At 65.3% G+C, this 23405-nt stretch carries 20 protein-coding genes; 12 read left to right on the top strand and 8 right to left on the bottom strand.

Annotated features, from left to right (window positions below; genetic code table 11):
• Positions 1 to 34: 34 nt before the first annotated feature.
• Positions 35 to 2614, bottom strand: coding sequence for an ATP-dependent DNA helicase (locus tag BLU74_RS03785; RefSeq protein WP_089765423.1), 2580 nt, complete (start codon positions 2612 to 2614; stop codon positions 35 to 37).
• A 267-nt stretch (positions 2615 to 2881) separates the two neighbouring features.
• On the opposite strand from BLU74_RS03785, the gene BLU74_RS03780 reads away from it, so the two are divergent.
• The 3 genes from BLU74_RS03780 to BLU74_RS03770 all read left to right on the top strand — a co-directional run bounded on the left by BLU74_RS03780 (position 2882) and on the right by BLU74_RS03770 (position 6357).
• Positions 2882 to 3121: a ferredoxin gene (locus tag BLU74_RS03780; RefSeq protein ID WP_089765420.1), complete on the top strand. Its 240-nt coding sequence runs from the start codon at positions 2882 to 2884 to the stop codon at positions 3119 to 3121.
• Between the two features lie 284 nt (positions 3122 to 3405).
• Positions 3406 to 3585 carry a hypothetical protein gene (locus BLU74_RS03775; RefSeq protein ID WP_089765417.1) on the top strand — a complete coding sequence of 60 codons (180 nt, stop codon included), beginning with the start codon at positions 3406 to 3408 and terminating at the stop codon, positions 3583 to 3585.
• 114 nt (positions 3586 to 3699) lie between these two features.
• On the top strand, positions 3700 to 6357 hold the full coding sequence (locus BLU74_RS03770) for a DEAD/DEAH box helicase (RefSeq protein WP_089765414.1): 2658 nt from the start codon (positions 3700 to 3702) through the stop codon (positions 6355 to 6357).
• A gap of 8 nt (positions 6358 to 6365) precedes the next feature.
• Here BLU74_RS03770 and BLU74_RS03765 read toward each other — a convergent pair whose 3' ends face one another.
• On the bottom strand, positions 6366 to 7457 hold the full coding sequence (locus BLU74_RS03765; RefSeq protein WP_089765411.1) for an AI-2E family transporter: 1092 nt from the start codon (positions 7455 to 7457) through the stop codon (positions 6366 to 6368).
• Positions 7458 to 7556: 99 nt separating this feature from the next.
• On the opposite strand from BLU74_RS03765, the gene BLU74_RS03760 reads away from it, so the two are divergent.
• Genes BLU74_RS03760 through BLU74_RS03750 form a run of 3 tightly spaced genes read left to right on the top strand, consistent with a single transcriptional unit; the run spans position 7557 to position 11737 of the window.
• Complete coding sequence (locus tag BLU74_RS03760; RefSeq protein WP_089765409.1) at positions 7557 to 8693, top strand: thiamine ABC transporter substrate-binding protein; 1137 nt, start codon at positions 7557 to 7559, stop codon at positions 8691 to 8693.
• 16 nt (positions 8694 to 8709) lie between these two features.
• Positions 8710 to 10461 carry an ABC transporter permease gene (locus tag BLU74_RS03755; RefSeq protein WP_175454575.1) on the top strand — a complete coding sequence of 584 codons (1752 nt, stop codon included), beginning with the start codon at positions 8710 to 8712 and terminating at the stop codon, positions 10459 to 10461.
• A gap of 1 nt (position 10462) precedes the next feature.
• Positions 10463 to 11737: an ABC transporter ATP-binding protein gene (locus BLU74_RS03750; protein WP_089765406.1), complete on the top strand. Its 1275-nt coding sequence runs from the start codon at positions 10463 to 10465 to the stop codon at positions 11735 to 11737.
• A gap of 166 nt (positions 11738 to 11903) precedes the next feature.
• Here the strand turns inward: BLU74_RS03750 and BLU74_RS03745 are convergent, their stop codons facing one another.
• The gene (locus tag BLU74_RS03745; protein WP_089765404.1) at positions 11904 to 12584 is read right to left on the bottom strand and encodes a class I SAM-dependent methyltransferase; all 681 of its coding nucleotides are present in this window, start codon (positions 12582 to 12584) and stop codon (positions 11904 to 11906) included.
• 163 nt (positions 12585 to 12747) lie between these two features.
• Between BLU74_RS03745 and BLU74_RS03740 the strand changes: the two genes are divergently transcribed.
• Both BLU74_RS03740 and BLU74_RS03735 read left to right on the top strand, forming a co-directional pair.
• A complete protein-coding gene (locus BLU74_RS03740; protein ID WP_089766037.1) occupies positions 12748 to 13203 on the top strand; it encodes a DUF2391 family protein in 456 nt (151 codons plus the stop codon).
• Positions 13204 to 13349: 146 nt separating this feature from the next.
• Positions 13350 to 13928 carry a DUF7090 family protein gene (locus tag BLU74_RS03735; RefSeq protein WP_089765403.1) on the top strand — a complete coding sequence of 193 codons (579 nt, stop codon included), beginning with the start codon at positions 13350 to 13352 and terminating at the stop codon, positions 13926 to 13928.
• 96 nt (positions 13929 to 14024) lie between these two features.
• On the opposite strand, the gene BLU74_RS03730 is transcribed toward BLU74_RS03735, so the two are convergent.
• From BLU74_RS03730 to BLU74_RS03715, 5 genes are all read right to left on the bottom strand, one after another.
• Entirely contained in the window at positions 14025 to 14879 is an 855-nt protein-coding gene (locus tag BLU74_RS03730) for a DUF7089 family protein (RefSeq protein ID WP_089765401.1), read from the bottom strand.
• Between the two features lie 409 nt (positions 14880 to 15288).
• Positions 15289 to 15378: a hypothetical protein gene (locus BLU74_RS19660; protein WP_449271653.1), complete on the bottom strand. Its 90-nt coding sequence runs from the start codon at positions 15376 to 15378 to the stop codon at positions 15289 to 15291.
• Positions 15379 to 15582: 204 nt separating this feature from the next.
• Positions 15583 to 16005, bottom strand: coding sequence for an OapC/ArvC family zinc-ribbon domain-containing protein (locus BLU74_RS19445; protein ID WP_281241824.1), 423 nt, complete (start codon positions 16003 to 16005; stop codon positions 15583 to 15585).
• Between the two features lie 822 nt (positions 16006 to 16827).
• Positions 16828 to 17217 carry a DUF2073 domain-containing protein gene (locus BLU74_RS03720; RefSeq protein ID WP_089766034.1) on the bottom strand — a complete coding sequence of 130 codons (390 nt, stop codon included), beginning with the start codon at positions 17215 to 17217 and terminating at the stop codon, positions 16828 to 16830.
• A 5-nt stretch (positions 17218 to 17222) separates the two neighbouring features.
• Positions 17223 to 17864 carry an Era-like GTP-binding protein gene (locus tag BLU74_RS03715; RefSeq protein WP_089765396.1) on the bottom strand — a complete coding sequence of 214 codons (642 nt, stop codon included), beginning with the start codon at positions 17862 to 17864 and terminating at the stop codon, positions 17223 to 17225.
• A gap of 944 nt (positions 17865 to 18808) precedes the next feature.
• On the opposite strand from BLU74_RS03715, the gene BLU74_RS03710 reads away from it, so the two are divergent.
• The 4 genes from BLU74_RS03710 (at position 18809) to BLU74_RS03695 (ending at position 23404) form a co-directional block, all read left to right on the top strand.
• The gene (locus BLU74_RS03710) at positions 18809 to 20722 is read left to right on the top strand and encodes a Cdc6/Cdc18 family protein (RefSeq protein ID WP_089765393.1); all 1914 of its coding nucleotides are present in this window, start codon (positions 18809 to 18811) and stop codon (positions 20720 to 20722) included.
• Between the two features lie 137 nt (positions 20723 to 20859).
• Positions 20860 to 21363, top strand: a complete 504-nt coding sequence (locus BLU74_RS03705) for a TrpY family transcription regulator (protein ID WP_089766032.1) — start codon at positions 20860 to 20862, stop codon at positions 21361 to 21363.
• 119 nt (positions 21364 to 21482) lie between these two features.
• Complete coding sequence (locus BLU74_RS03700) at positions 21483 to 22157, top strand: IMPACT family protein (protein ID WP_245705723.1); 675 nt, start codon at positions 21483 to 21485, stop codon at positions 22155 to 22157.
• 398 nt (positions 22158 to 22555) lie between these two features.
• Positions 22556 to 23404: a hypothetical protein gene (locus BLU74_RS03695; RefSeq protein WP_089765388.1), complete on the top strand. Its 849-nt coding sequence runs from the start codon at positions 22556 to 22558 to the stop codon at positions 23402 to 23404.
• Position 23405: the final 1 nt, after the last annotated feature.

The raw sequence follows: 23405 nt of genomic DNA, 5'->3' as shown, positions 1-23405 counted from the left end.
CGCCGTCCTCCGGCACGTCCCGCGATCGGCGACGTCATCCGAAGTCACCCAGGCTGGCCTGTTCGTCGGGGTCCTCGGGGGCGTCGGCACCGGTGCCGCCGGAGTGGTCCGTCGAGGAGCCGTCGCTCCCGGTCGACTGCGCCGCGGATCCGTCGGAGGTGACGTCGTCCATCGAGGGGTCCTGCCGACCGACGTTCTCGAGGATTCGTTCCGCCGTCTTGCGGCGGCCCCGGAGCGCACCGAGGACGGTCGATTTGTCCGCCTCACGGAGGTCTGCGCGGCTCTCGATGCCGGCCTCGAAGAGCCGCCGGGCCCGCTTTCGGCCGACGTTGCGGACCCCAGCGAGAGCAAGGAGTTCGTCGCGGACGCCGTACTGGACGCGTTTCTTCGCCTCCCTGACGGGGACGGGCGAGAGGCCGAGTTCGCCCGCGAGGCGTTCGGCCGCGCCGAGGAGCCACTCCGCGGTCTCGACCTTCCCGCGGATGTCGCCCGGCCCGACGCCGTAGCGCTCGGTGATCCGGTCCTCGTCGACTTCGGTGGCCCAGTCTTCGAGGAGTTTCGCGGTCTTCAGCGCGGAGAGCCACTCCTCGAATCTGACGTCTTCGTACTCAGAGGGCGTTCGTCCGAGTAGTTCGGCCTCGCGCTCGTAGCAGACTTCGGTGTAGGTCTCGCGGTCGCCCGATTTGAGGTACAGCTGATACATATCCGGCGTCCGCGAGACGAGGTGAAAGAGCCCCAGCGCCGTCGGATACGTGACGTCGTCGAGCGCCTCCTCGGGGTCCGAGTTGTCAGCAGCGGCCGGACCGTCGGCGTCGCTGCCGCGTTCGTCTCCCGTGTTCGACGCCAACTCGCTGGCTCGCTGGAACCCGGTCGACGGCGGATCGTCGTCGGAGTCGGAGCCCGCCGCGACACCGTCGGAATTGGCGGACGGTCGGTCGGCGGTGGCTGCATCCGATCCGTCGGCGGTAGCTGCGCCCGATCCGTCGCCCAGCGCACGAGCCATCTCACCCCGGTTGGCGTCGGCCCACTCCAGGCCGTCGATGATCTCGGCGGCAGTCATCGGATCGAGATAGAGCTGTGAAACGGTGTGTCCGATGCTGGTCGCGGAGAGCGAGCCGTCGTCGCGCTCGATGAATCCGTTGCGATCGAGGTACGCCAGCACGTCGTCGGTGACCGTCTCCAGGCGGCTGGAATCGTCGGTCTGCGTGGCGTAGAGCGTCCGGCCGAGGAACTCGAGCAGTTCCGCGCGGGTGTGTGCGAACCCCGAGGCGACGGTGGCGAGTGCGTGGGTTCGCAACGCCGGCTCGGCGGCGAGTTTCGAGCGGACGGGTTCGGGATCGGCCCAGATGTACCGCTCGAACAGTTCGTCTCGGGTCTCGGAGTTCTTCGCCAGCAGGACGGCCTCGCCGTAGGGGTCGAGTCCGGGGCGGCCGGCCCGCCCCATCATCTGGTGGATTTCGAGGACGTCGAGCGGTTTCATCCCGCCGAACTCGCCGTCGTAGCGCCGCCAGTCGCGGACGATCACCCGCCGACTGGGCGTGTTGACGCCCGCAGCGAGCGTCGGCGTCGCCGACACGCACTTCACGAGTCGGTCGCGGAACGCCGCCTCGACGATCGAGCGGTGCTCCGGCGCGAGGCCGGCGTGGTGGAACGCCGCGCCCTTCGCAACGCAGTCGGCGAGCGTGTCGCTCGTCTCGGCGTCGGAGACGTCTCTGAGCTCTGCGGCGAGTTCCGCCAGGCGGCCGCGTTCGTCGTCAGTGAGGTGGGCAGCGGTCACGTCGCGCAGGCGCTTGGCCGACGCTTCGGCGTTCCGGCGGGAGTTGACGAACACGAGTGACGAGCCCTGATCGTCGCCGGACTCGCGCGCGACGTCGTCGTCGCCGGCGAGCGCGTCGTCGACGAGCGCGGCGGTGGGTCGCCCACCAGATTCGACCGGGACTTCGCGCTGGCTGCCGTCGTCGAAGGAGATCGCGTTGCCGTAGTGGACTCCCATCCGGAGGTCGATCGGCCGCCAGGTGGATTCGACGAGTTCGGCGTCGAGCCACTCGGCGACGGCGTCGGCGTTGCCGACGGTCGCAGAGAGGGCGACGACCTGGAGACCGGGGTTGAGCGTCCGCAGTTTCCCGAGGGTGACCTCCAGAGTCGGCCCGCGTTCGGCGTCGTCGACCAGGTGGACCTCGTCGGCGACGACGCAGGTCAGGTCGTCGATCCAGCCCGCGCCGTTCCGAACCAGCGAGTCGACTTTCTCGGAGGTGGCGACCACGATGTCGCGGGAGGCCAGCCACTCGCCGTCGGAGTCGTAGTTACCGGTCGAGACGCCGATGTCGAAGCCGTAGTCCTCCCAGCGCTCGAACTCGGCTTTCTTTTCGGACGCCAGCGCGCGCAGGGGGACGATATAAAGCGCCTTGCCGCCACGGGCGACGCTCGACAGCATCGCCAACTCGGCGATCAGGGTCTTGCCCGAGGCCGTCGGGACCGACGCGACGAGGCTCTCACCGCGGGTGACGCCCGCCTCGACGGCGTCGGCCTGTGGGGGGTACAGCGCCTCGATCCCCTCCTCGCGTAGGTGTGAGGCGACCCCCTCGGGCAGTTCTGGGACCTCCTCCGGGTGCATCGGTCCGGGGTACGCCGTGCTCGGATTTAAACCGTCGGAGACGGCCTGGGTGAGGCGGGTCCTGCCGGGGTGATCCCGCAGACAGTGGCAAAGTGGTTTCTGGCGGCCGAACCCGCAGACAGTGGTAAAGTGGTTTCTGGCGGGCCGAACCCGCAGACAGTGGTAAAGTGGTTTCTGGCGGGCCGAACCCAGAGACGGTGGCGGCACGTCGAGAGCCCGACCGCCCGGCGTCGTCAGGGATATGTGGGTCGTCGCCGAACAGGAGATATGAAGATTCGCTACGATCGCGAGACCTGCATCGGGATGTTCCAGTGCGTCGAGGAGTGGGACGCCTTCGAGAAGAACCTCGACGAGGGGAAAGCCGACCTGGCGGAGAGCACCGAAGTCGAGGACGGGGTCTTCGAACTGGAGGTGCCCGACGGCGCCGAACTCGACGCGGAGTTCGCGGCCCGGGCGTGTCCCGTGGACGCGATCGAACTCTACGACGGCGACGAACAGGTCGTCTGAAGGCGGCACACGGATCGTTCGACGCGTCGGCTGAAAGCGGCCGCTCGCGTGGCGACGAATCCGACTGCCGAGTGAGCCGACGAATCCTGCTCGCGAGTGGGACGACGGACCCTGCTCTGGAGTGAGGCGACGACTCCCGCTCCCGGGCGAGGTGGCCGTCCGTGGCGACGGGAGCCACCGACGGCCAGTCCTTCGGAGTGATTGCCGGACATCGGTCCCAACTCGACGGACTCAGCACAATCGTTATATACGATGCTGGAGAGATTATCTTCTGAGGCGAAACTATGAGCCACAGAAGTCGTGATCGGAACCTCTCGGAGTGGGCAGACCTCGTGGGAGCGTCGCTGCCGGACTCCGTCGAGGATTCCAACGGAACGAGCGCGTCGGGAGACGCCTATCGGAGCCCCGAGTCGTTCGACGCGTTCGGCACAGAGTTCGGCTCCGAGACAGATCGAAGCCGATAGCCCCGTTTCGGACGCCCGACCGGGATAACCGTCCGTAAGACGTACGAGTGCGCTGATTTTCACGTTCACTCTCGGCGGCGAACCCTTAACAGCGATGGCGACCAATCGTGCGTGATGGCGGCTAGCGACGACCCCGCGTACGTGGATCACCCCCTCCTGAGCCCGTCGTTCATCGAGCGGCGGCGCTACCAACTCGAACTCGCGACCGCGGCCCGAAACACGCACACGCTGGTCTGTCTCCCGACGGGCCTAGGGAAGACGACGGTGAGTCTGCTCGTGACCGCGGACCGCCTCGATGAGCACGGCGGGACGGCCCTCTTTCTCGCACCGACGAAGCCGCTGGTCCAGCAGCACGCCGAGTTCTACCGCGAGGCGCTCGAGATCCCCAACGAGGAAATCGTCGTCTTCACCGGAGAGATCAGACCCGAGGACCGGGCGGCCGCGTGGGACGACGCGCGGATCGTCGTCGCGACCCCGCAGGTCGTCGAGAACGACCTCGTCGGGAGCCGGATCTCGCTGGCGGAGGTGACGCATCTCACGTTCGACGAGTGTCACCGCGCGAGCGGGGACTACGCGTACGTCTACATCGCTGAGCGCTACCACCAAGACGCCGAGAACCCGCTCGTGACGGGTATGAGCGCGTCGCCGGGTGGCGACAAGGAGGCGATTCTGGCAGTGTGTCAGAACCTCGGTATCCGGGAGGTCGAGGTGATGACCGACGAGGACGCCGACGTCGAAGCGTACACGCACGACACGTCCGTCGAGTGGGAGCGGATCGAACTGCCGGACGAGATCCTGCAGATCAGAGACGCACTGAACGAGGTGATCAAAGATCGGCTCCAGAAGCTGAAGTCGCTCGGGGTGACGAACACGACGCAACCCGACATCTCGCAAAAGCAACTGAACCGGATGCGCGGAAAGTTGCAGGAGCTGATGAACGCCGACAAGTCGGAGGGCTACAAGGGGATGTCGACGCACGCCGAGGTGATGAAACTCCGTCGAGCGGTCGAACTCGTCGAGACGCAGTCCGTCGAGTCCGTGCGCCGGTACTTCGAGCGACAGCGGAACGCCGCGCGCTCGTCGGGTGCCTCGAAGGCGAGCCAGCGACTCGTCGCCGAGCCGAAAGTCCGCGAAGCGATGCGACTGGCCGAGTCGTTCGACGGGACGCACCCGAAGTTCTCGCGGGCGCGGATCCTGCTGGCGCAGACGCTCGGGATCGAGGGGGGCGAGCGCGTCATCGTCTTCACCGAGTCGCGCGACACCGCCGAGGCCGTGACCGAGTTCCTCTCGGCGTCGTTCGACGTCCGGCGCTTCGTCGGTCAGGGCGACAAGGAGAGTTCCGAGGGGATGACTCAAACGGAGCAACAGGAAACCCTCGACGCGTTCAGAGCGGGCGAGTTCGAGGTACTGGTCTCGACCTCCGTGGCCGAGGAGGGGCTGGACGTGCCGGAGGTCGATCTCGTCCTCTTCTTCGAGCCGGTCCCGACGGCCATCCGGTCGATCCAGCGGAAGGGCCGGACGGGCCGGCAGGCCGAAGGGCGCGTGGTCGTGCTCCTGGCCGAGGACACCCGCGACGAGGCGTACTTCTGGATCTCGCGTCGACGAGAGAAGGAGATGGAGTCCGAACTCAGAGAGCTGAAGAGCCTCGCCGGTGACATCGAATCCGAACTGGACCCGCCACAGGGATCGCTCGGTGCTTACGAGGACGAGGCCGACGCGGGAGCGACCGGGACGGGAGCGAGTCCGGCGTCGGCATCTGATGACACCGTCGGAGAGTCGTCGGGGAGCGGATCCGGATCGGCCGACGGAGCCACCGCCGCGTCCGGGGACCGCGAAGCGACGAACGGGCAGGCCGGGTTGACCGACTTCGCCGCGACGGACGAAGAGATCGAGCGTGCCGAGGGAGAAGGAATCGAGACTGGCGAGGGCCACGCTCGCGCGGATGACACTGACGGCGACGACATCGACGGATCCGACGGTAATGGCGGCGAGACGGTCGGCAACACTGAGACGGCTGGCAACACTGAGACGGCCGAGACCACCGAGTCGACCGACAGTACCAACACGGCCGACAGCACCGGTGAACCGGACGGCGTCGTCGCGACCGCCGGCGACGATAGCGAGGAGACGGAGATCGTCGTCGACCAGCGGGAACTCGAGGCCTCGATCGCGAAGGATCTCTCCAAGCGCGACGACGTGCGGACGCGACTCGAAACCCTCGCAGTCGGCGACTACGTGCTCTCGGATCGGGTCGCCGTCGAGCGTAAATCGATCGCCGACTTCCTCGACACGCTCTTGGAGGGCGAGCGCTCGCTGTTCGAGCAGATCGGGGACCTCGCTCGGGCGTACGCCCGGCCCGTGATGATCATCGAGGGAGAGGGCCTCTACGAGGAACGCAACGTCCACCCGGGCGCGATCCGCGGGGCGCTCGCCTCCCTCGCGGTGGACTTCGACGTGAGCGTCCTCCGGACGGTCGACGAGAACGATACCGGAGAGTTGCTCCTGACGATCGCCGAGCGCGAGCAGACCGAGCGCGATCGGACCGTCAGCGTCCACGGGGAGAAGAGCGCGAAGACGTTGAGCGAACAGCAGGAGTACGTCGTCTCCGCGATCGCAGACATCGGCCCCGTCACCGCACAGTCGTTGCTCCGGGAGTTTGGGACCGTCGAAGGAGTGATGACCGCGCGGGAGGCCGACCTCCGTGAGGTCGACGGGATCGGCGAAGTGACTGCCGGACGGATCCGCGAGGTCGTCGGCAGCGACTACCAGTAGCGGCGACGTCAGCCGGGGTCGGATCTCGACTCGTCGGAGCCGACTGGGTCCGGGTCTGTGGGTCCAGCAGCGTCGGCGTCTGCGGACTCAACAGCGTCGGCGTCTGATTCGACCGCCGTCGGGTTCAGTTCCGTGGAGAGCAGCGACGCCGACTCGACGAAGAGCCCCACGGCCAGCGGGCCGGCGACCAGTCCGATCGGGCCGAGGGTGAGTGCGCCGCCGAAGAACCCGACGAAATAGAGGCTCCCGGGGACGCCAGCCGTCTCGCGTGCGAGCCGGGGTCTGATCAGGACGTCCGGGAGCCACGCGACGACGAAGCCACCGATCAGGAACACCAGCACCGCCTGAACGAGCTGTCCCAGTGCGACGTGGTAGGCTGCGAGCCCCACGAGGAGGATGACCGGACCGACAATCGGGACGAACTGCAGGACCGCAGCGATCGTCGCAAGCGTCACGACCGCGTCGTAGCCGAGCGCGAAGAAGACCGGAAGCGCGAGCACGAACGTGCCGAGCGCGGTGGCCGCCTGCAGGATGTAGATCGCGAACAGCGTGTCGCGGGCGCGGCGGTTGAGCGCGCGGGCGGTGTCGCGGTACGTGGGAGGGACAAGCGCCAGCGCCGCGTGTTTGGCGTCCTCGCCGTAGAACAGCAGCGAGTAGATCAGAAACACGAACAGCGTGACTTTCACCAGAATGACGGGGGCCGCTCGGGCGGCACGACGCGCGGCCTGTTCGACGTACACGACGGCGAGTTCGACGAACGAATCCAGCGAGGAGCGGTACTCGAACCCCAGGATGGAAAGGTCGATCTCCGTCGGGAGCAGGCCGATCACCGCGACGAACGAGTCGAATCGCAGATACGCCACGACCGCCAGCGGCGCGAACAACAGCAGGGTCGCCAAGAACGCTGCGGCGGTCGTACTGAGACTCGCAATCCGTCGTGACTGTCCGCGGTCGATGAGTTCCTGTCGAAGCGGCCACAGGAGATACGCGACCGTGACGGCGAAGAAGACTGTCCCGACCACCGACGCCAGGAGGGCGGCCGCGAGCGCGCCGGCGACGACGAACAGTCCACCGAGCACGTATCGTCTGTGTCGGGACATACCTTCGCTCTCAGCGCGCGGGAGCAAGAGCGTTGCTACGGCGACCACGGGAACGGCGATGCACCACGGTTAAATACCACCGAGTGTGATCACCCGGTAATGAAGCGGAGAACCTTCCTTCGAACGGTCGGTGCGGGCGGCGTCGCTGGACTGGCCGGATGTGCCGGCGGGAGCGGAGGCGGCGGATCGACATCGACGACCGAGAGCGCGACGACCCAGACACAGACGGGTACGACGACCGGGATGGCCGGCGGAACGCCCGAACTCGTCGTCGCGACGTACGGTGCGTTCGTCGACGCCCCGTCGACGAGTCCCGGCCCGTGGATCAAGGAGACGTTCGAGTCGGAGTTCGACGCGACGCTCACGTTCGCGACGCCCGACAGCGAGATCAACTACTTCATCGAGCGGGCGCTGCAGGGTGTCGAGATCGACGCCGACGCCTACGTCGGCCTCAACGTGGATATGCTCATTCGGATCGACGATCGGCTCGACGACGGGCTGTTCGCAGACGTCGGCGACGTCGACGGACGTGGCGAAGTGAAGGACGGCCTGAACTTCGACCCACAGGGTCGGATCGTCCCCTACGACACCAGCTACGTCAGCCTCGTCTACAACGAGACGATGAGCGACGACGGGACGTTCACCGCGCCCGAGACGTTCGACGGGCTGCTCGATTCCGAGTACGAGGGCGACCTGCTCGCGCAGAATCCCACGGGGAGTTCGACCGGGAAGTCGTTCCTGCTGCACACGATCAAGGCGAAAGGACCGGACGGCTACCTCGACTACTGGCAGGAACTCCAGAACAACGACGTCCGAGTCCTTTCGGACTGGTCGAGTTCCTACACGGCCTACTCGAACGAGGAAGCGCCGATGGTGGTCTCGTACTCGACGGACCAGGTGTACGCTAACCGGGAGGATCAGGACCTCGCGAAGCACCAGATCCGGTTCCTGAACGATCAGGGGTACGCTTACCCCGAGGGGATGTCCGTCTTCCGGAACGCCGACAACCCCGACTTGGCGGAGCAGTTCCTCGAGTTTATGCTGCGGCCGGAGGTGCAGGGCGAGATCGCGCAGCGAAACGTTGCGTTCCCGGCGACGACGACGGCCGAACTCCCCGATGACTTCGCCGAGTACGCTCAGGCCCCGCCAGAAGCAGTCACTTTCACGTACGACGCCCTTCGAGACAACGTGAGTGAGTGGACCCAGGCGTGGGAGCGGCAGTTCGCGAGCAACTGACGGCGACGACACACCCGTGAGAGCCACGCTTCGGGACCACGCCTCGAGAGCCGTCGATCGGATCCGGGCGGTCGCCGGGTTGGTCGAGTCGCACGCGCTCGCACTCGGTGCGCTCGCGACGGCGCTGGTCCTCGTGGGCGTCTTCTACTACCCGGTCGCGACGGTGTTCGTCGACGCCATCGTCGTCGACGGGCGGCCGACGATCGAACCGCTCGTCTCCGTGCTCACCTCCCGGTTCTACCTGGTCGAGATCTTCGGCTTCACGGCGTACCAGGCGTTCCTCTCGACGGTCGCGTCCGTCGCGCTGGGTCTGCCGGGGGCGTGGGTGCTGGCCAGATTCGAGTTCCCCGGCCGAGAGACGCTCCGGTCGCTGACGATCCTGCCGTTCGTGATGCCCTCAATCATGGTGGCGATCGGGTTCGTGGCGACGTTCGGACAGAACGGGACGCTGAACGCGGTGTTACGGGCGCTCGGCCTCCCGACGATCGAACTGCTGTTCACGCTGCCCGCGATCGTCGTCGCGCACGCGTTCTACAACGCGCCGCTCGTCGCGCGGGTGACGACGGCGGCGTGGGAGAGTGTCGACGCCTCGGCGATCGAGACGGCTCGAAGCCTCGGCGCGTCGCCGGTCCGGGCCTTCCGTGACGTGGTCCTGCCGCAACTGCTCCCCGCCGTGGCGGTCGGCGCGACGCTGACCTTCGTATTCACGTTCGCGTCGTTTCCGATCGTCCTCGCGCTCGGCGGCTTCCAGTTGGCGACCGTCGAGGTGTTCATCTACTCGCGGATCCAGAACCTCGCGTACGCCGAGGCGGCCGCGCTCGCCGTCGTCGAGACCGTGATTTCGCTCAGCCTGACGTATCTGTATCTCCGGTACGAGGGCCGACAGCGCGCGGCGGGGCAGGGTGCGCGACCACAGCCTCGGCGGTCGCTGTGGCCCGAGTCCGTGACGTCGCGGGAACTCGGGACGCGCCTCGCGATCGTCGGCTACGCCGTCGTCGTGCTCGCGGTGTTCGTCGTCCCGATCGCCTCGATGATCCTGACGAGTCTCACCGGACCGCAAGGAGAGCTGTCGCTCCGGCACTACCGGTTCCTCGTAGAACGCCAGCAGACCGGGGCGGCGTACCAGGTGCGCCCGCTACCCGCGATCGAGAACTCGCTCGTCTTCGGGGCCGGGACGCTGCTCGTCGGGGTGCCGATGGGGGTGCTGATGGCGGTACTGACGACCCGGGACTTCCGGGGGCGCGCCCTCGTCGACGCTCTCTCGATGGCCCCGCTGGCCGTCTCGGGGATCGTGGTCGGGCTTGGCCTTCTCCGGGGCCTCGTCTTCGGGATCGAGGTGTTCGGAACGCGGATCACCGCGACCGGCGCAGTCGCGATCGTCGCCGCGCACGCCGTCGGCGCGTATCCCTTCGTGACGCGGAACGTCGCGCCGCTGCTCGGAAACCTCGACCCGCGGCTGATCGAGTCGGCACGGAGCCTGGGCGCGAGCCGAGTGCGGGCGCTCCTCGATATCGAACTCCCGCTGGTCGCCGCGGGCGTCGTGGCGGGTGCGGCGTTCGCCTTCGCGATCAGCATCGGCGAGTTCGATTCCACGGTCGTCCTCGCGGAGGGATCGACGAGTTACACGATGCCCGTCGCCGTCGAGCGATATCTCGGTCGGCGGCTCGGCCCGGCGACCGCGATGGGGTGTCTGCTGCTCGGGGTGACGAGTCTGAGTTTCGTCGTAATCGAACGGTTCGGCGGCCGATACGGCCGAGGAGGATTCTGAGATGAGACTGACGCTGGAAGACGTCCGGAAGACGTACGGCGAGACGATCGCGCTCGGTGGGTCGGAGGGGGACCAGCCGGACCCGGCGGCGGGCGGGGGAGCGAACGGTATCAGTGTCGACGTCGACGACGGGGAGTTCTTCACGCTTGTCGGTCCCTCGGGATGCGGGAAGACGACGACCCTCCGGCTGGTGGCAGGATTCGAACCGCCGAGTGCCGGAGCGATCAGGTTCGACGGCGAGTCGATGCGCGGGGTCCCGCCGGAGGACCGGGACGTCGGCGTCGTGTTCCAGAACTACGCCCTGTTTCCTCACCTTTCTGTCCGCGAGAACGTCGCCTACGGGTTGAAATTCGGCGATCCACCCGGCGGCGAGAGCGACGCCGAGCGCGTCGCGTCCCTGCTCGAACTCGTCGACCTCCCCGACGCGGGCGACAGGGATCCGGCGGAACTCTCCGGCGGGCAGCAACAGCGGATCGCGCTCGCGCGGGCGCTGGCTCCGGGCCCGGATCTCCTCCTCTTGGACGAGCCGATGAGTGCCCTCGACGCCCAGTTGCGAGAGCGTCTCCGGATGCAGATCAAGGAGATCCAGTCCGAACTCGGCATTACGACGCTGTACGTCACCCACGACCAGGAGGAAGCGCTCGCGATCTCGGATCGACTGGCCGTGATGAACGGTGGAGCGATCGAACAGATCGGCACGCCGCGAGACGTGTACCGACGGCCAGCGACGCGCTTCGTCGCGAACTTCGTCGGCGACAACAACGTCTTCGAAGGACCGGTGGTCTCGATTCGCGACGGGAGAGAGTTCGAGAAAACCACGACGTCAGTCGACAACGATCGAAAATCTCCAGATGAAACAGAGGGGTCTGGGAGAGAGCGAATGGTCGATGTCGACGTCGGGGGGACGACGGTCACGGTGGCGAGCGATCGTCGCGTCGATACCGGCGACCGGGTGGTGTTCTGCGTCCGACCAGAGGGGATGTCCGTCGTCGGAGACGGGGGCGACGGGCCGGGAACCGACCGGGCGGGGATCGAATCGAGAGCGCGTTCCGGAGGCGATGGCTCCGGGACCGGATTCGGTGACACCCCGGCCAACGTTCTCGACGCAACCGTCTCCAAGGCCGAGTTCCTCGGCGAATCGACCCGATCACACCTCCGGTGGAACGGCCAGGAGGTGACGGTCCGCTCGGTCGACCCCCTGGAGGGCGACGTTCGGATCGGGTTCGACCCCTCGGCGGCGCGCGTCGTCGAGACCGAACAGGGTAGAGGACCCTGAATCGCGGCCCGACACCCGAAGTGGTCGGATCAAAGCACCGAGATCAGCGCATTGTGGTGGAAGTACTCGGGCGCAGAGGGGATAGCAGCGCGTGCGACGGAGAGCTCGGAGGGATCTCAGGTAGTGTTAGGGATCCTCAGGAACTCACAGAATCTCTCAGAATTTCTCAGGGGGAGACTCCGACAGTGAGAAGCGTCCCGTACGTCCGATAGCGCTCGACCATCGCCTCACGAGCGTCCCAGTCGTCGGTGGGGAAGGCCTCCGCCGGCGGGATCTCGACCTCGCGATCCGGGATGTTCTCCTGCTCGGCGACGTGGAGTCCGGCAGCGCGGAACGCCTCGCGGTACTCCGCGGCCGACCAGCGCGTCATCTCGACGTCGATCCGCTCTTGCCACTCGTGGGAGTGGACGTTCTCTTCGTAGTAGTTCACCCCGCAGTAGAACGTTCCGCCGGGACGGAGGATGCGCGCGATCTCTTCGAGGGTGTGGTCGGGGTCCCGTGCGTAGTAGAACGCTTCCATACTCCAGACGTGATCGATCGAGTCGTCCGCGAACGGGAGGGCGTCGAAGTCACCGACGAGGAAGCCGACGAGCGGATCGTCGGTGTACGAACGGGCGTTCTGCGCCATCGCAGGAGAGCCGTCGAGCCCGTAGACCCGACCGGCGGTCCCCGTCTCGCGGAGCGCGCGACCGATGTATCCGCTGCCGCAGCCGAGATCGAGGACGGTCTCGCCATCCTCGATCGGCATCCGGGCGAGGGCGTGTTTCGCCGTGTGCCAGTGTCGTTCCTCCATTCCCTTGTCGCGCCCGTCGGCCGCCCAGGCGTCGAACTCGGCTCGAACGCTCATATCCGCTTCTGGAGCGGCCACCACAAGAACGGTCGGATTCCGACCTGGGACCATCGATTGCGGTCAGTCAGCGACAATCGAGGGCGAGGGCCGAGGGCCGAGGCCTCTCGGCGGTCGGCCGACGAGGGGCGGTTATATATATCGTGCCGCGGGGATGGGAGATATGGTCGGACGCCGCCGCCGGTTCGCACTCTCCGATACGGTCCAGCAGATCATCGGCGGGTTCCTCCTCGCCGGGCCCTTCGTCGTCACCGAAGAGGTGTGGGTCCTCGCGGGGAGTATGTCGTGGGTCCAGGCCCTGCTGACGGTGATCATCGTCCTGACTATCGGATACGGAGCGCTCTACAAGGCCGACAATCGGGATCCGGATGGCGAGACTGAGGTCGGTGGGATCCCGGTGCGCTTCATTTCGCTCGTCGCCGTCTCGTATCTCTCCGTGACGATCCTCGCGCTCGCGTTCGACGCGCCGGCGACGTTTCTTGCCGGCGGCGAGGTGACGGTGGTGCCGCTCGTCGGCGTCACGATCGACCCCGTGCTGGTCGTGACGACCGTAAAGGCTGTCAGCATCGGTTCGGTATTCAGCGTGATCGGCGCAGCGACTGCCGACTCGATCTACTGATACGCAGAGACAGGAGCGACGCAGTCTCCTGATACGCAACGACGGGCGTAGGTGCGGGGGACCGCGCACCGGGCCGCGGAATCGTCGGTGGGGTAATTCGATCGGATGCCCCGCATCGTTAAGTCCGCGCGGCCGGATCTACGGGTATGGATTATACCCTCGCTATCGAGAACGCACCCGATTCGATCCCCAGCGGTACCGGGGTACTGCTCCTGCATCCGAGCATCGGCGAGACGGACCGGATCGACACCGACTTCCTGAAGACCGACACCGATCACTTCCTGGTCGTCTCGACACGAACCACCGCCCGGGAGGTCGAGCAGAAACTGGAGCACTACGATGTCGACGAGTCGAAGGCTGTCGTCCTCGACACGCTCTCGGTGGAGCGCGGGTACTCCCGACGACGGAGCGATCGCGTTCACTACGTCGCCGCGCCTGACGATCTCGATGGAATCGTCACGAAGACTGAGGAGTTCCTCAGGACGCACGGCGGCAAGGTTCGAATCAGCGTCGACTCGGTGACGGAGATGGCGTACTACGCGGACGTCGACGAAGCGTACGACGCGACCGAGCGACTGCTGGAACTGCTCGCCGAGCACGATGCCGTCGGGCTGTTCCACCTCTCGAACGAGGTCCACGACGACGAGACGATCCAACGGTTCCGAGACCTGTTCGACGCTGTCGTCGAACTCGACGTCGACGGTGACGTGATGACCGAGTTCTGAGAACGGTACAGTAGCGTCGTCGTCGAGACTTGAGGTCGTCCTGGCGGCTGAAGTTCTCGGAGAGAGGCGTCGCCTCCGCCGCCGGGAAGCCCGTGATTATTCGAGCGTCTCGTCCGGCGCGTCGGAAGGGTCGGAAGCGTCGGACTCCCCTGCAGTCTCTTCTGCTGTCTCTTCACCGAGTTTCTCGAAGGTCGTCTCGGCCCAGCGGACCCCGTATTCGGGGCCGTGATCGACGAAGGCCTGGGTGTCGAGTGCGGCGAACGGCGCGGGGAGATCGAGCCCGTGCTTGATCGCCGAACAGGCGTACTCAGTGGCTTCCGCGAACGACGTCTGCCCGCGGGCGACCGCCCGGGGGAGTGTCGAGAGCCGACCCGAGAGCCGCTGGCCCGCGTCGGCCCACGCGTCGTGGAGACGGGGACGGTCCTCCTCCCAACTGCGGAAGCTGCTGCGGGTCTGTATGCCGAGCCAGGCGTCGTAGAGGGCGGCGGCGATCTGGTAGACGTCCGCCGGACCGAGTGGGACGACCGCGTCGAGGTCTCGATACGCCTCTCCGAAGAACGGGAGGAAATGCTCGGGCGCGTCGGTGCCGACCTGGACGAACGCCTCCGCGAGCAGGAAGTCGAGGAAGTCAGTCGGTGTCCCCTCGGCGCGTTTCTTGACGAGAACCGTCGGCGGCACGGTCTGGCGAGTCCACGTGACGGTCCCATCTCCCGGCATACCGACGGTGAAGTCCGGACCGGCGTAGCTGACGAGCGCCTCGGGCGCATCCGGCGGGAGCCACTCCGATGGGTACGTCGCGGGATCCAACCCGTCGACGAGGAGACCCAGATCCTCGGCGGCGGCCGGGGGAATCGTCTCGAAGTCGGCGCCGACATCAAGGACGCGTGCGTCGGGAGCGTGCGCCTCGCGGACGGCATCGACGTCGTCCGTGAGCGCGCGGCGGTCGAACATACGTTCGGTTGAACCCGGGGCGCCTTGAGCGGTACGCCTCGAAACCACGATCGATGTCGTAATAGGCGGGTTCGACCCCGGTTCGCGGGGGGGCGACGAGTCGGGACTCGGGTGACTCGAGGTGAAAAAGCGTCTTTTCGGAGACATGAAACCGGATTGTACCGGAAGTCATCCGCCGAGTGTGGCAGGGCAACTCTCCACGAGTCGGAGAGTAGTCTGCGCGAAGCGTCGTGTCGATAAACGAGGAGCCATATCGATAAACGAAGCGTCGGGTCGATGAACGAGGAGCCGTGTCGATAAGCGAAGCGTCGGGTCGATGAACGAGGAGCCGGCATCGACGACCGAAAAAAGGAAATGAGATCCGGACGCTGCCGGCTACCGCCGGTACCCGAACGCGAGCATCACGACATTACCCGAACGCGAGCAGCACGACGATAGCGATCACGAGGACGGCTGAGACACCGACAGTTCCGAGGACGATTTTGGTCGCCTGACTCATACCCGGTCGGTGTCGGGCGGGGCGCTTAAATCCCTCCAATTCGACGCCGTGAGGGTGTCGACGGAGTCTCGTAGAAGCAGGGGCCGTCAAAGAGACCGTCGGGAAAGGCGGATGAGCAGGTCTGGAGTGATCGACTTGAACGAAGAACGGACCTTATCCGACGGGATCCGACGGGATCCGACGGGATCCGACGGGAGAGAGACGTCAGGCGTCGTCGGGGCCGCCCGGGGTCGTGTCCCACGTATCCGGGACTTCGATGATGTACCGGCCGTCCTCCTGGAGTGAGATGATGTACTCGGTTCGGTCGTACAGTTCCATCAGATTGAGTTCGTATTCGCCGGGGGCGACGATGCGGATGCTCTCGAACTGCTCGTTGAGTTCCTCCCGGAGGTCGTCGAGGTCCGGCCGGTCGTCATTCGAAGGTTCGATGACGCGACCGTCAGCGTCGCTCGGTGGACCGCGAGCGTCCTCGCCGCTGGCCTCGTTGTCAGACGGATCGTCGACGGTAGGATCCGGAGCACCAGCCGCGATCTCGTCCGGCGAGACGACGTCGCTTCGAGCGTTCGCTTGCGCGGCGTCTTCCGGAACGTTTGACGCGGTCGAGTCGACGTCGGTATCAGACGCCATCGTCGAGTCCGCCGGCGAAGAGGAACTGCTCTGAGAGTCAGGAGATTCGGGCTGGGACGGTGAGGACTCGGATCGGGACGGTGAGGACTCGGATCGAGACGGTGAGGACTCGGATCGAGATGGTGAGGACTCGGATCGAGACGGTGAAGAAGCAGACTGCGTGTCTGAATCGGATCCCGTCGAATCGTCCGGACCAGCGGGTTGGGAGGAGTCGTCGGATCCGCCGGCCGACTCCGATCGGTTCGACTGATTCGGCCACTCGCGATCGGATGCGAGCGGATCACGCTGTGTATCGGGACCGGCGTCGGTGGGTGTGGACTGTTGGTCCGGTGAATCCGCGGTGGCACCCGAGCGGTCGTCGAGCGCTCGGTCCGCTGCCTCGCTCCACGCTTCCGACGACCCAGTCGGCGACGACTCGTCGGGAGTACTGGTCGTCGAAGCGCCGTCCGGAGTCGCCCTCGATTCGTCGGCCGAAGATGGAGCGGGTTCGCTGGGTGAAGATGGAGTCCGCTCGTCCGTCGAAGGCGGAGGCGACTGGCTGGCGGCGGTGCCGCTGTCGGTCTCCGTCTCCAATGACGTCTCGGAGGCGGGCTGGAATTGGAACTTGTTACCGCCGCAGTTCGGACACCCGGACAGCATCTCTTTGGACCCGTCCGCGAACACTCGGCCGCAGTTCGTACATTGGTGAGGCATTGGTGATTACGGAAGGAGGGCTGGGTTCGGGTGCAGCGGGCGTCCGGCGGGCCGGCGACGTCGTCGTGGCGTCGAAGCGACGCGTCGAGGACGGCCGGTCGGGGCAGTGCGTGTCATCTACTTGCCCTGTTACTTTCGGGAGACGAGTGCGCTGATGAGGTTCTCGTCTTTGTGGAGCGTCTCGATCTGGTTTGCAGGACCGATGACGGTGAGTTTCTTGTCCGATCCTTTGCCCATCAGTCGGTCGAGAAGGCTCTGACTTCCGGTCTGGGAGTGGGGATAGGTCTCGATCTCGATCCCGTTGAACTCGTCGGGACTGATTTCGGTCATCGTGACCTCGATGAGCTTCGATTCCTCGTCGGGCGACAGTCCCTCTTCGAGCACGACGATGTTGCCGTCGCGGACGCCGTCGAGGATGAGACGAATTTTCTCCATACTCGTCAGCCCCTCCATCCGAGCGCCACTGATGAGGTCGATCTGGACGCCGTCTCCGGTCTCGCCTGGTGTGACTTCCGGCATCGTGATCACCCGAAGTACTCCGCGATCTTCGAGTAGACTTCGTCCATATTGTTCCCCTCGAGCGCCGAAAGCGGCACTGTCTCATGCTGCGGGAACGCGTTGGCGATGCGCTGGACGTTCGAATCGTCCAGGTCTGTCTTGTTCGCGAAGATCAACACCGGCAGGTCCTGGCTCTCGATGATCCCGATGAGCATCGTGTTCACCTGCGTGAACGGATCCTCCGTGCTGTCGAGGACGTAGATCACGCCGTCGACGTCCTCGCGGAGCCAGTGCATCGCCTCCGCGACGCCTTCGGTCGCTTCGCGAGATCGGCGGACGGCGTCCTCTTTCTCCATATCGTGGTCGAGGAACTCCTTGTAGTCGACTTTCGTCGTGACACCGGGCGTGTCGACGATGTCGATGCTCACCGTCTTGCCGTCCCGTTCGATCTCGACGTTTTCTTTCCGACGCGCGCGTCGGGTTTCGTGCGGGATGTGACTCTCGGGGCCGACGGCGTCGCCGGTCCAGTCACGTGCGATTCTGTTTGCGAGGGTCGTCTTCCCGGCATTGGGGGGTCCGTAGATGCCGATCCGTTTGGGCTCGGCATCCGAGAACATCCGGTCGACGGCCCGTGAGATGCTGTCTCTAAGGTCTGTGAACAGTCCCATCCTGGCCTCCCGCGCCTCCCGATCCGACTCGTGGAAGGGCGTATGGAGGTATCACAACTCCGTGTTCACTTAAACACTGCGTCAGACGGGCCACGATCGAGGGGGATTCAGCCGGTAGATAGTCGGTAGCAGCCTCAGGAAGGCGATTCGTGTGGACTCCGGGGCACGATCGACGTGCGAAATCGACACGCGGTGTGAACCGATCGGATTTCGACACGCGGTGTGGACCGATCGGGTATCCAGTCGACCAGCTGGCGTCGGTACCCACTGAAATCAACCCCCCACCCCTTCGTTTCAACTGGAAACCGATGACGGTGTGGGATGCCGGCCGACTGGGCAGATAAAATCAGCTGTTTAGATACTAAAATTAAATAATAGATATACTGATATTAATTCTCTACTGGAATACGGGTCCGTTTTCGGGAGAGACATTATAAAGATACCGCTCTAGTAGTACCCGGTGCTGACACCCCCACCCCCGTTCTGACGGTTCCACCCGAAACGAAGGGGTGGGGGAGGGGTCGAGGGAACGACAATCCGAGTGGACGGCGATCCGAGCGACCCTTGAACAACCTCGAACAACTCCCGAACGACTTCCGAACGACAATCTCAACCGAGTCACACCATCACGTCACTCCGCGGGTGCACACCCGGGGGTGGCGCTTGGGTCGACTCCTGCTCCACCGGGTAGTTCTCCTCACTGGCGAGGAATCCTTGCCCGATTACAGCAGTTCGCGCCACTCACGCAGTGGTCTGGACATCTCACATCGTGAGGGGACGGAGAAAGAGACAAGTTTTTTATTCCACCTGTTCGTCTGCTTCTTCTGCATCAACTGGACACGTCGGCGAGAGAGAACCGGTCTAATTCGGTTTCTCTCTCGGCTAACGCTCCGATATACCTTCACGGGGGCGTGATTTCCAGTCGAAATTGGGGGGTTACATCGATGGGCGAAGATACAGGATCCGGGAACGAGAGACGCGCTACGAACCGAGAGGAAGCCGCTGCGCCCGACACGTCGCTCGACGTCGACGATCGGACGGTGATCGAGGAGGCGGAGTCGACCGCCGACGCGGATCCCGACGCCGGCGATCGTCCCGCTGCGGATACGGCTGAAGCGAGTGCGGACAGTGGGACCGCCGAGAACGCCACAATCACCGACGAGTTTCCCGTCGAAACGGACGCGTCCGAAGAGGGTGATCAGTCGGACGGATCTGAGGGGGATGGCTCGCCGCGTGACACGGATCCCACAGTCGAAGCGGATCCTACTGAGGAGGACCCAACGTCCGCCGACGATTCACCGTCCGACCCCTCCCCCAGTTCGGAACCGAATTCGACGTCCGAATCGGATTCCGATCCTGTCACCGCCGCCGACATCGACATCGAAGAGAGCATCGGCCCGACCGACTCGAGCGGCGGGGGCAAGACCGACCTCGGGCTCGACGAGGTCGTCCTCGACGACGACGACAGTCAGGGACTCTTCGACGACCTGCTCTCGGGCGAACCGATCTTCGAGAACAAAGAGGTGCTGCGGCCGTCCTACACCCCCCACGAACTCCCGCACCGGACCGAACAGATCAACCAGATGGCGACGATCCTGGTCTCGGCACTCCGTGGCGAGACGCCGTCGAACATTCTGATCTACGGGAAGACGGGGACCGGCAAGACCGCGAGCGCGAAGTTCGTCAGCCAGGAGCTCGAATCCACCTCGAAGAAGTACGACGTCCCCTGCGAGGTCGAGTACATCAACTGCGAAGTCACCGACACGCAGTACCGCGTTCTCGCGCAACTCGCGAACAAGTTCATCGAAAAGAACCAGAACGTCATCGATGCAGAACTGGCGGAACTGAACGAACTCCACTCCGAGGCTGCAGACGCCGCCGCTCCCGCTACGTCACTCGCTGACACGGAGTTCGAGACGATCGACGACGTCGCAGATCGGATCGAGAAACTGGAAGACGACCGCGAGGGAATGGAGTCGGTCCCAATGACGGGATGGCCCACCGATCGGGTCTACTCCACGTTCTTCGACGCCGTCGATTACGAGGAACGCGTCGTCGTGATTATGCTCGACGAGATCGACAAACTCGTCGAGAAATCCGGTGACGACACGCTGTACAACCTCTCGCGGATGAACTCCGAGCTGGACAACTCCCGGATCTCGATTATGGGCATCTCGAACGACCTCAAGTTCACCGACTTCCTCGATCCGCGGGTCAAATCCAGTCTGGGCGAAGAGGAGATCGTCTTCCCGCCGTACGACGCGAACCAACTCCGCGACATCCTCCAGCACCGCGCGAACGTCGCGTTCAAGCAAGACGCCCTCACCGACGACGTCATCCCGCTGTGTGCGGCATTCGCCGCCCAGGAGCACGGTGACGCCCGCCGCGCACTCGACCTCCTCCGGACTGCGGGGGAACTCGCCGAGCGCGGACAGGCCGACACCGTCGAGGAGGCACACGTCCGCAAGGCCCAAGACAAGATCGAACTCGATCGGGTCGTCGAGGTCGTCCGGACGCTGCCAACCCAATCGAAGATCGTGCTCTTCGCGACGATCTTGCTGGAAAAGAACGGCGTTCGAAACGTGAACACCGGCGAGGTGTTCAACATCTACAAGCGGCTCTGCGAGGAGATCGACGCCGACGTGCTCACCCAGCGCCGCGTCACCGACCTCATCTCCGAACTCGATATGCTCGGGATCGTCAACGCCGTCGTCGTCTCGAAGGGCCGCTACGGCCGGACGAAAGAGATCTCGCTCTCGGTCCCGATCGACGAGACCGAAGCAGTCCTCCTCTCTGATTCTCGACTCGGCGACATCGAAAACGCCCAGCCGTTCGTGCAGGCTCGGTTCGACAACTGAGTCCGACGCACACGGATACCAGCACGATTCCCGGCGGCGTCGCCCGACACACTCTCCGGTAGCGTCGGGACCGCCTCTGGCAGTCTGTTCCCGCCCGAACGCCAGTCTCATATCGGTGGCCCGTGATCACTTCGACCGTGTTCGACGAGATTATGGAGAAGTTCGAGGGGAGCCCCAGTCAACAGGAGGTCATCCGTCTCCTCTTAGAACGCGGCTTCTCGGTCAACGACGACGGGCGCGTCGTTTCCGGAGGAATCGAAATCCCGAACACGGGCATCGCTCGCGAGATCGACGTCGACCGCCGCGTGGTCGACTCGACGACGACGGCGATCCTCGAAGACGAGGAACTCAGGCGAATCTTCCAGAACATCTCGTCGATCCCGAGCCTTATGGATCTCGCACCTGTCCTCGATCTCTCCGCACTCACCGTCGAGGTCAACGACGCCGAGCGCCCCGGCATCGTCGCTGAGATCACGACTCACCTCGCGGATCGCGGCATCTCCATCCGCCAGACGATCAGCGAAGATCCCGAGTTCACCGACGAGCCGAAACTCTACGTCATCACCGACGATCCGATCCCCGGCGACCTCCTGAACGAACTCTCGGCACTCGACTTCGTCCGTCGGATCAGCCTCGCGTGATCGACCCCCGGCGGTCACACAATCTACCACCGGGCGGTCAGGTCACAGAACTCACCACCGGGCGGCCAGAAATCTCGCGACGCGAACCCTTTTGATCGATGGCGGACCTACCGCCACCCGTGACTGATCCGTCCGAGGACACCGCCGGAAGCGACCATCCGGACGCCTTCCGGACCGTGGCCGGACCGGGTGAGGCGGCCTTCGAGATCCGCGGATCGGAGTTCGTCGGCTATGTGGGCCCCGCCAACACCGTCGCCGAGGCGGAAGCGTTCGTCGAGCAGATCCGCGACCGTCACGCCGACGCGACGCACAACGTTCCCGCCTACCGCGCACCTGCAGTCGAAACCGGGGGCAGCGGGCCAAGCGACGGGTCGGCGGCGATGCTCCGCGAGTACCAGTCCGACGACGGCGAACCCAGCGGCTCGGCGGGCGATCCCGCGCTGAACGTCCTCGTTCAGCAGGAACTCCGGAACGTCGTCGCGGTCGTGACCCGGTACTACGGCGGGACGAACCTCGGCGTGGGCGGACTCGCCCGCGCGTACTCCCGCGCCGTGAAGGACGCCATCGACGACGCGGGCGTCGTCGAGACGGTCCCGCACGAGCGATTCGCCGTCACCGTCGAGTACGACGACTCCGGCAACGTCCGCGACCTCATCGAGAGCGCGGACGTGGAGTTCGACGCCGATTACGACGCCGACGTCTCGTTCGAGATCCGCGCACCCATCGAGCAGGCAGCGGCGCTCCGTGACCGAATCCGGAGCGCGACGAGCGGTCGGGCGCGCATCGACTACTGAGTAGCGATCCGTGCCCGGAGGCTACGCTATCGTGCTGTGAGCGACCCGCGTACGGTCCTCACGTATGAGCGGTATGTGCGCGGTCGTCACGTATGAGTGGTCTATTCTGCGGTCGTCACGTGTGAGCGGTCTGTGCGTGATCGCTGCGCTGCCGAGTCCGCCTGTGATCGATCGGTGCCCGTTCCGCAGCGTCGGATACGTGTGACTACTTTACACACGGTTCGTCTCCCGTCGGTACGGGGGTCCTCTTCCACTCCTTCGGTTCGAAACGGATTCGACATACCCCGTGGGGATTCGAGACGAAACAGCGGGGTTCGAGAGCCGTTCAGTCGCGAGGGTCAAACCGGCGTTTGTGTTTCCCATCGGATACTTGAATGCGGCCGGTGAATCGAACGGCTATGGTCGACATCGACTCGGAAACGTTATTCAACGGCGCAGCGGCAGTGCTCACCACAATCGCCGCGCTGTTTTTCGTCTTCAACGTCGAACTCGGCGTCTCTCCGGTCTCGAAGATCCTACTCACGCTGGCGTTCCTCGCGGGCGTCTTCGCCCTCTCGCAGGGGACCGACGACCGGCAGTTGACGCTCCTCGCGTACGGCGTCGTCGTCGTCTCCGTCGTCGGCATCTTCTTCAATCTCGTGAACACCTTCGATGCGGGGAGCGCGGTCGTCGTCGCCGGCCTCCTGACGCTCGCCGCCCTCCTCTTCGGCCTTCGAACCCGGTTCGACGACCAGAACCGACTCCTGACGGCGACGCAGGCGAGGTCTCTCTTCGGGGGCCTCGTGGTGATCGCGGTGCTCGTCCTCGCCGTCGACGTCGGAACGGGCGGACTCGCCTACGAACTCCAGCCTCAGAGCCAGATCGAGATCACCGAATCGCCGCGGGGGGATAACCGTGTCGCGTCCGTGGTCGTCTCGAATCCGACCCCGCTCCCGGAGCGGGTGGAGACACCCGACTACGCCGCTTGCGCCGCTGGTGACTGGAGTGAGTACCGGTACGCAGAACCGGAGCGCGAGCGGCGACCGCCAGTTCGGGCGAACATCAACGTCGACGACGGCTACAACGAGCACGTGATGAGTTTCGGATCGAAGACCTACCCGGTGACGCTGTATCTCGACGCGACGAACACGACTGGCGAGACGTTCCCGATCCAGCGGACCGACGCGTGTCCGAGTGATGACAGCGGCGCGCCGTACATCGCGATCTTCGAGGGTCCGGACGATCCCCGGCGCGCCGTCGCGGTCTGAG

It is taken from the genome of Halobellus clavatus (genome assembly GCF_900107195.1).
GTDB classification, from domain to species: Archaea; Halobacteriota; Halobacteria; order Halobacteriales; family Haloferacaceae; genus Haloquadratum; species Haloquadratum clavatum.
The sequence above is the reverse complement of the archived record's forward strand: the minus strand, read 5'-3'. Positions and strand labels throughout refer to the sequence as shown.

Excerpts from the sequence above, each read along its gene's own strand:
- BLU74_RS03785 (WP_089765423.1), bottom strand. The coding sequence starts at position 2,614 with ATGCACCCGGAGGAGGTCCCAGAACTGCCCGAGGGGGTCGCCTCACAC.
- BLU74_RS03780 (WP_089765420.1), top strand. The coding sequence starts at position 2,882 with ATGAAGATTCGCTACGATCGCGAGACCTGCATCGGGATGTTCCAGTGC.
- BLU74_RS03775 (WP_089765417.1), top strand. The coding sequence starts at position 3,406 with ATGAGCCACAGAAGTCGTGATCGGAACCTCTCGGAGTGGGCAGACCTC.
- BLU74_RS03770 (WP_089765414.1), top strand. The coding sequence starts at position 3,700 with ATGGCGGCTAGCGACGACCCCGCGTACGTGGATCACCCCCTCCTGAGC.
- BLU74_RS03765 (WP_089765411.1), bottom strand. The coding sequence starts at position 7,457 with ATGTCCCGACACAGACGATACGTGCTCGGTGGACTGTTCGTCGTCGCC.
- BLU74_RS03760 (WP_089765409.1), top strand. The coding sequence starts at position 7,557 with ATGAAGCGGAGAACCTTCCTTCGAACGGTCGGTGCGGGCGGCGTCGCT.
- BLU74_RS03750 (WP_089765406.1), top strand. The coding sequence starts at position 10,463 with ATGAGACTGACGCTGGAAGACGTCCGGAAGACGTACGGCGAGACGATC.
- BLU74_RS03745 (WP_089765404.1), bottom strand. The coding sequence starts at position 12,584 with ATGAGCGTTCGAGCCGAGTTCGACGCCTGGGCGGCCGACGGGCGCGAC.
- BLU74_RS03740 (WP_089766037.1), top strand. The coding sequence starts at position 12,748 with ATGGTCGGACGCCGCCGCCGGTTCGCACTCTCCGATACGGTCCAGCAG.
- BLU74_RS03735 (WP_089765403.1), top strand. The coding sequence starts at position 13,350 with ATGGATTATACCCTCGCTATCGAGAACGCACCCGATTCGATCCCCAGC.
- BLU74_RS03730 (WP_089765401.1), bottom strand. The coding sequence starts at position 14,879 with ATGTTCGACCGCCGCGCGCTCACGGACGACGTCGATGCCGTCCGCGAG.
- BLU74_RS19660 (WP_449271653.1), bottom strand. The coding sequence starts at position 15,378 with ATGAGTCAGGCGACCAAAATCGTCCTCGGAACTGTCGGTGTCTCAGCC.
- BLU74_RS19445 (WP_281241824.1), bottom strand. The coding sequence starts at position 16,005 with ATGGCGTCTGATACCGACGTCGACTCGACCGCGTCAAACGTTCCGGAA.
- BLU74_RS03720 (WP_089766034.1), bottom strand. The coding sequence starts at position 17,217 with ATGCCGGAAGTCACACCAGGCGAGACCGGAGACGGCGTCCAGATCGAC.
- BLU74_RS03715 (WP_089765396.1), bottom strand. The coding sequence starts at position 17,864 with ATGGGACTGTTCACAGACCTTAGAGACAGCATCTCACGGGCCGTCGAC.
- BLU74_RS03710 (WP_089765393.1), top strand. The coding sequence starts at position 18,809 with ATGGGCGAAGATACAGGATCCGGGAACGAGAGACGCGCTACGAACCGA.
- BLU74_RS03695 (WP_089765388.1), top strand. The coding sequence starts at position 22,556 with ATGGTCGACATCGACTCGGAAACGTTATTCAACGGCGCAGCGGCAGTG.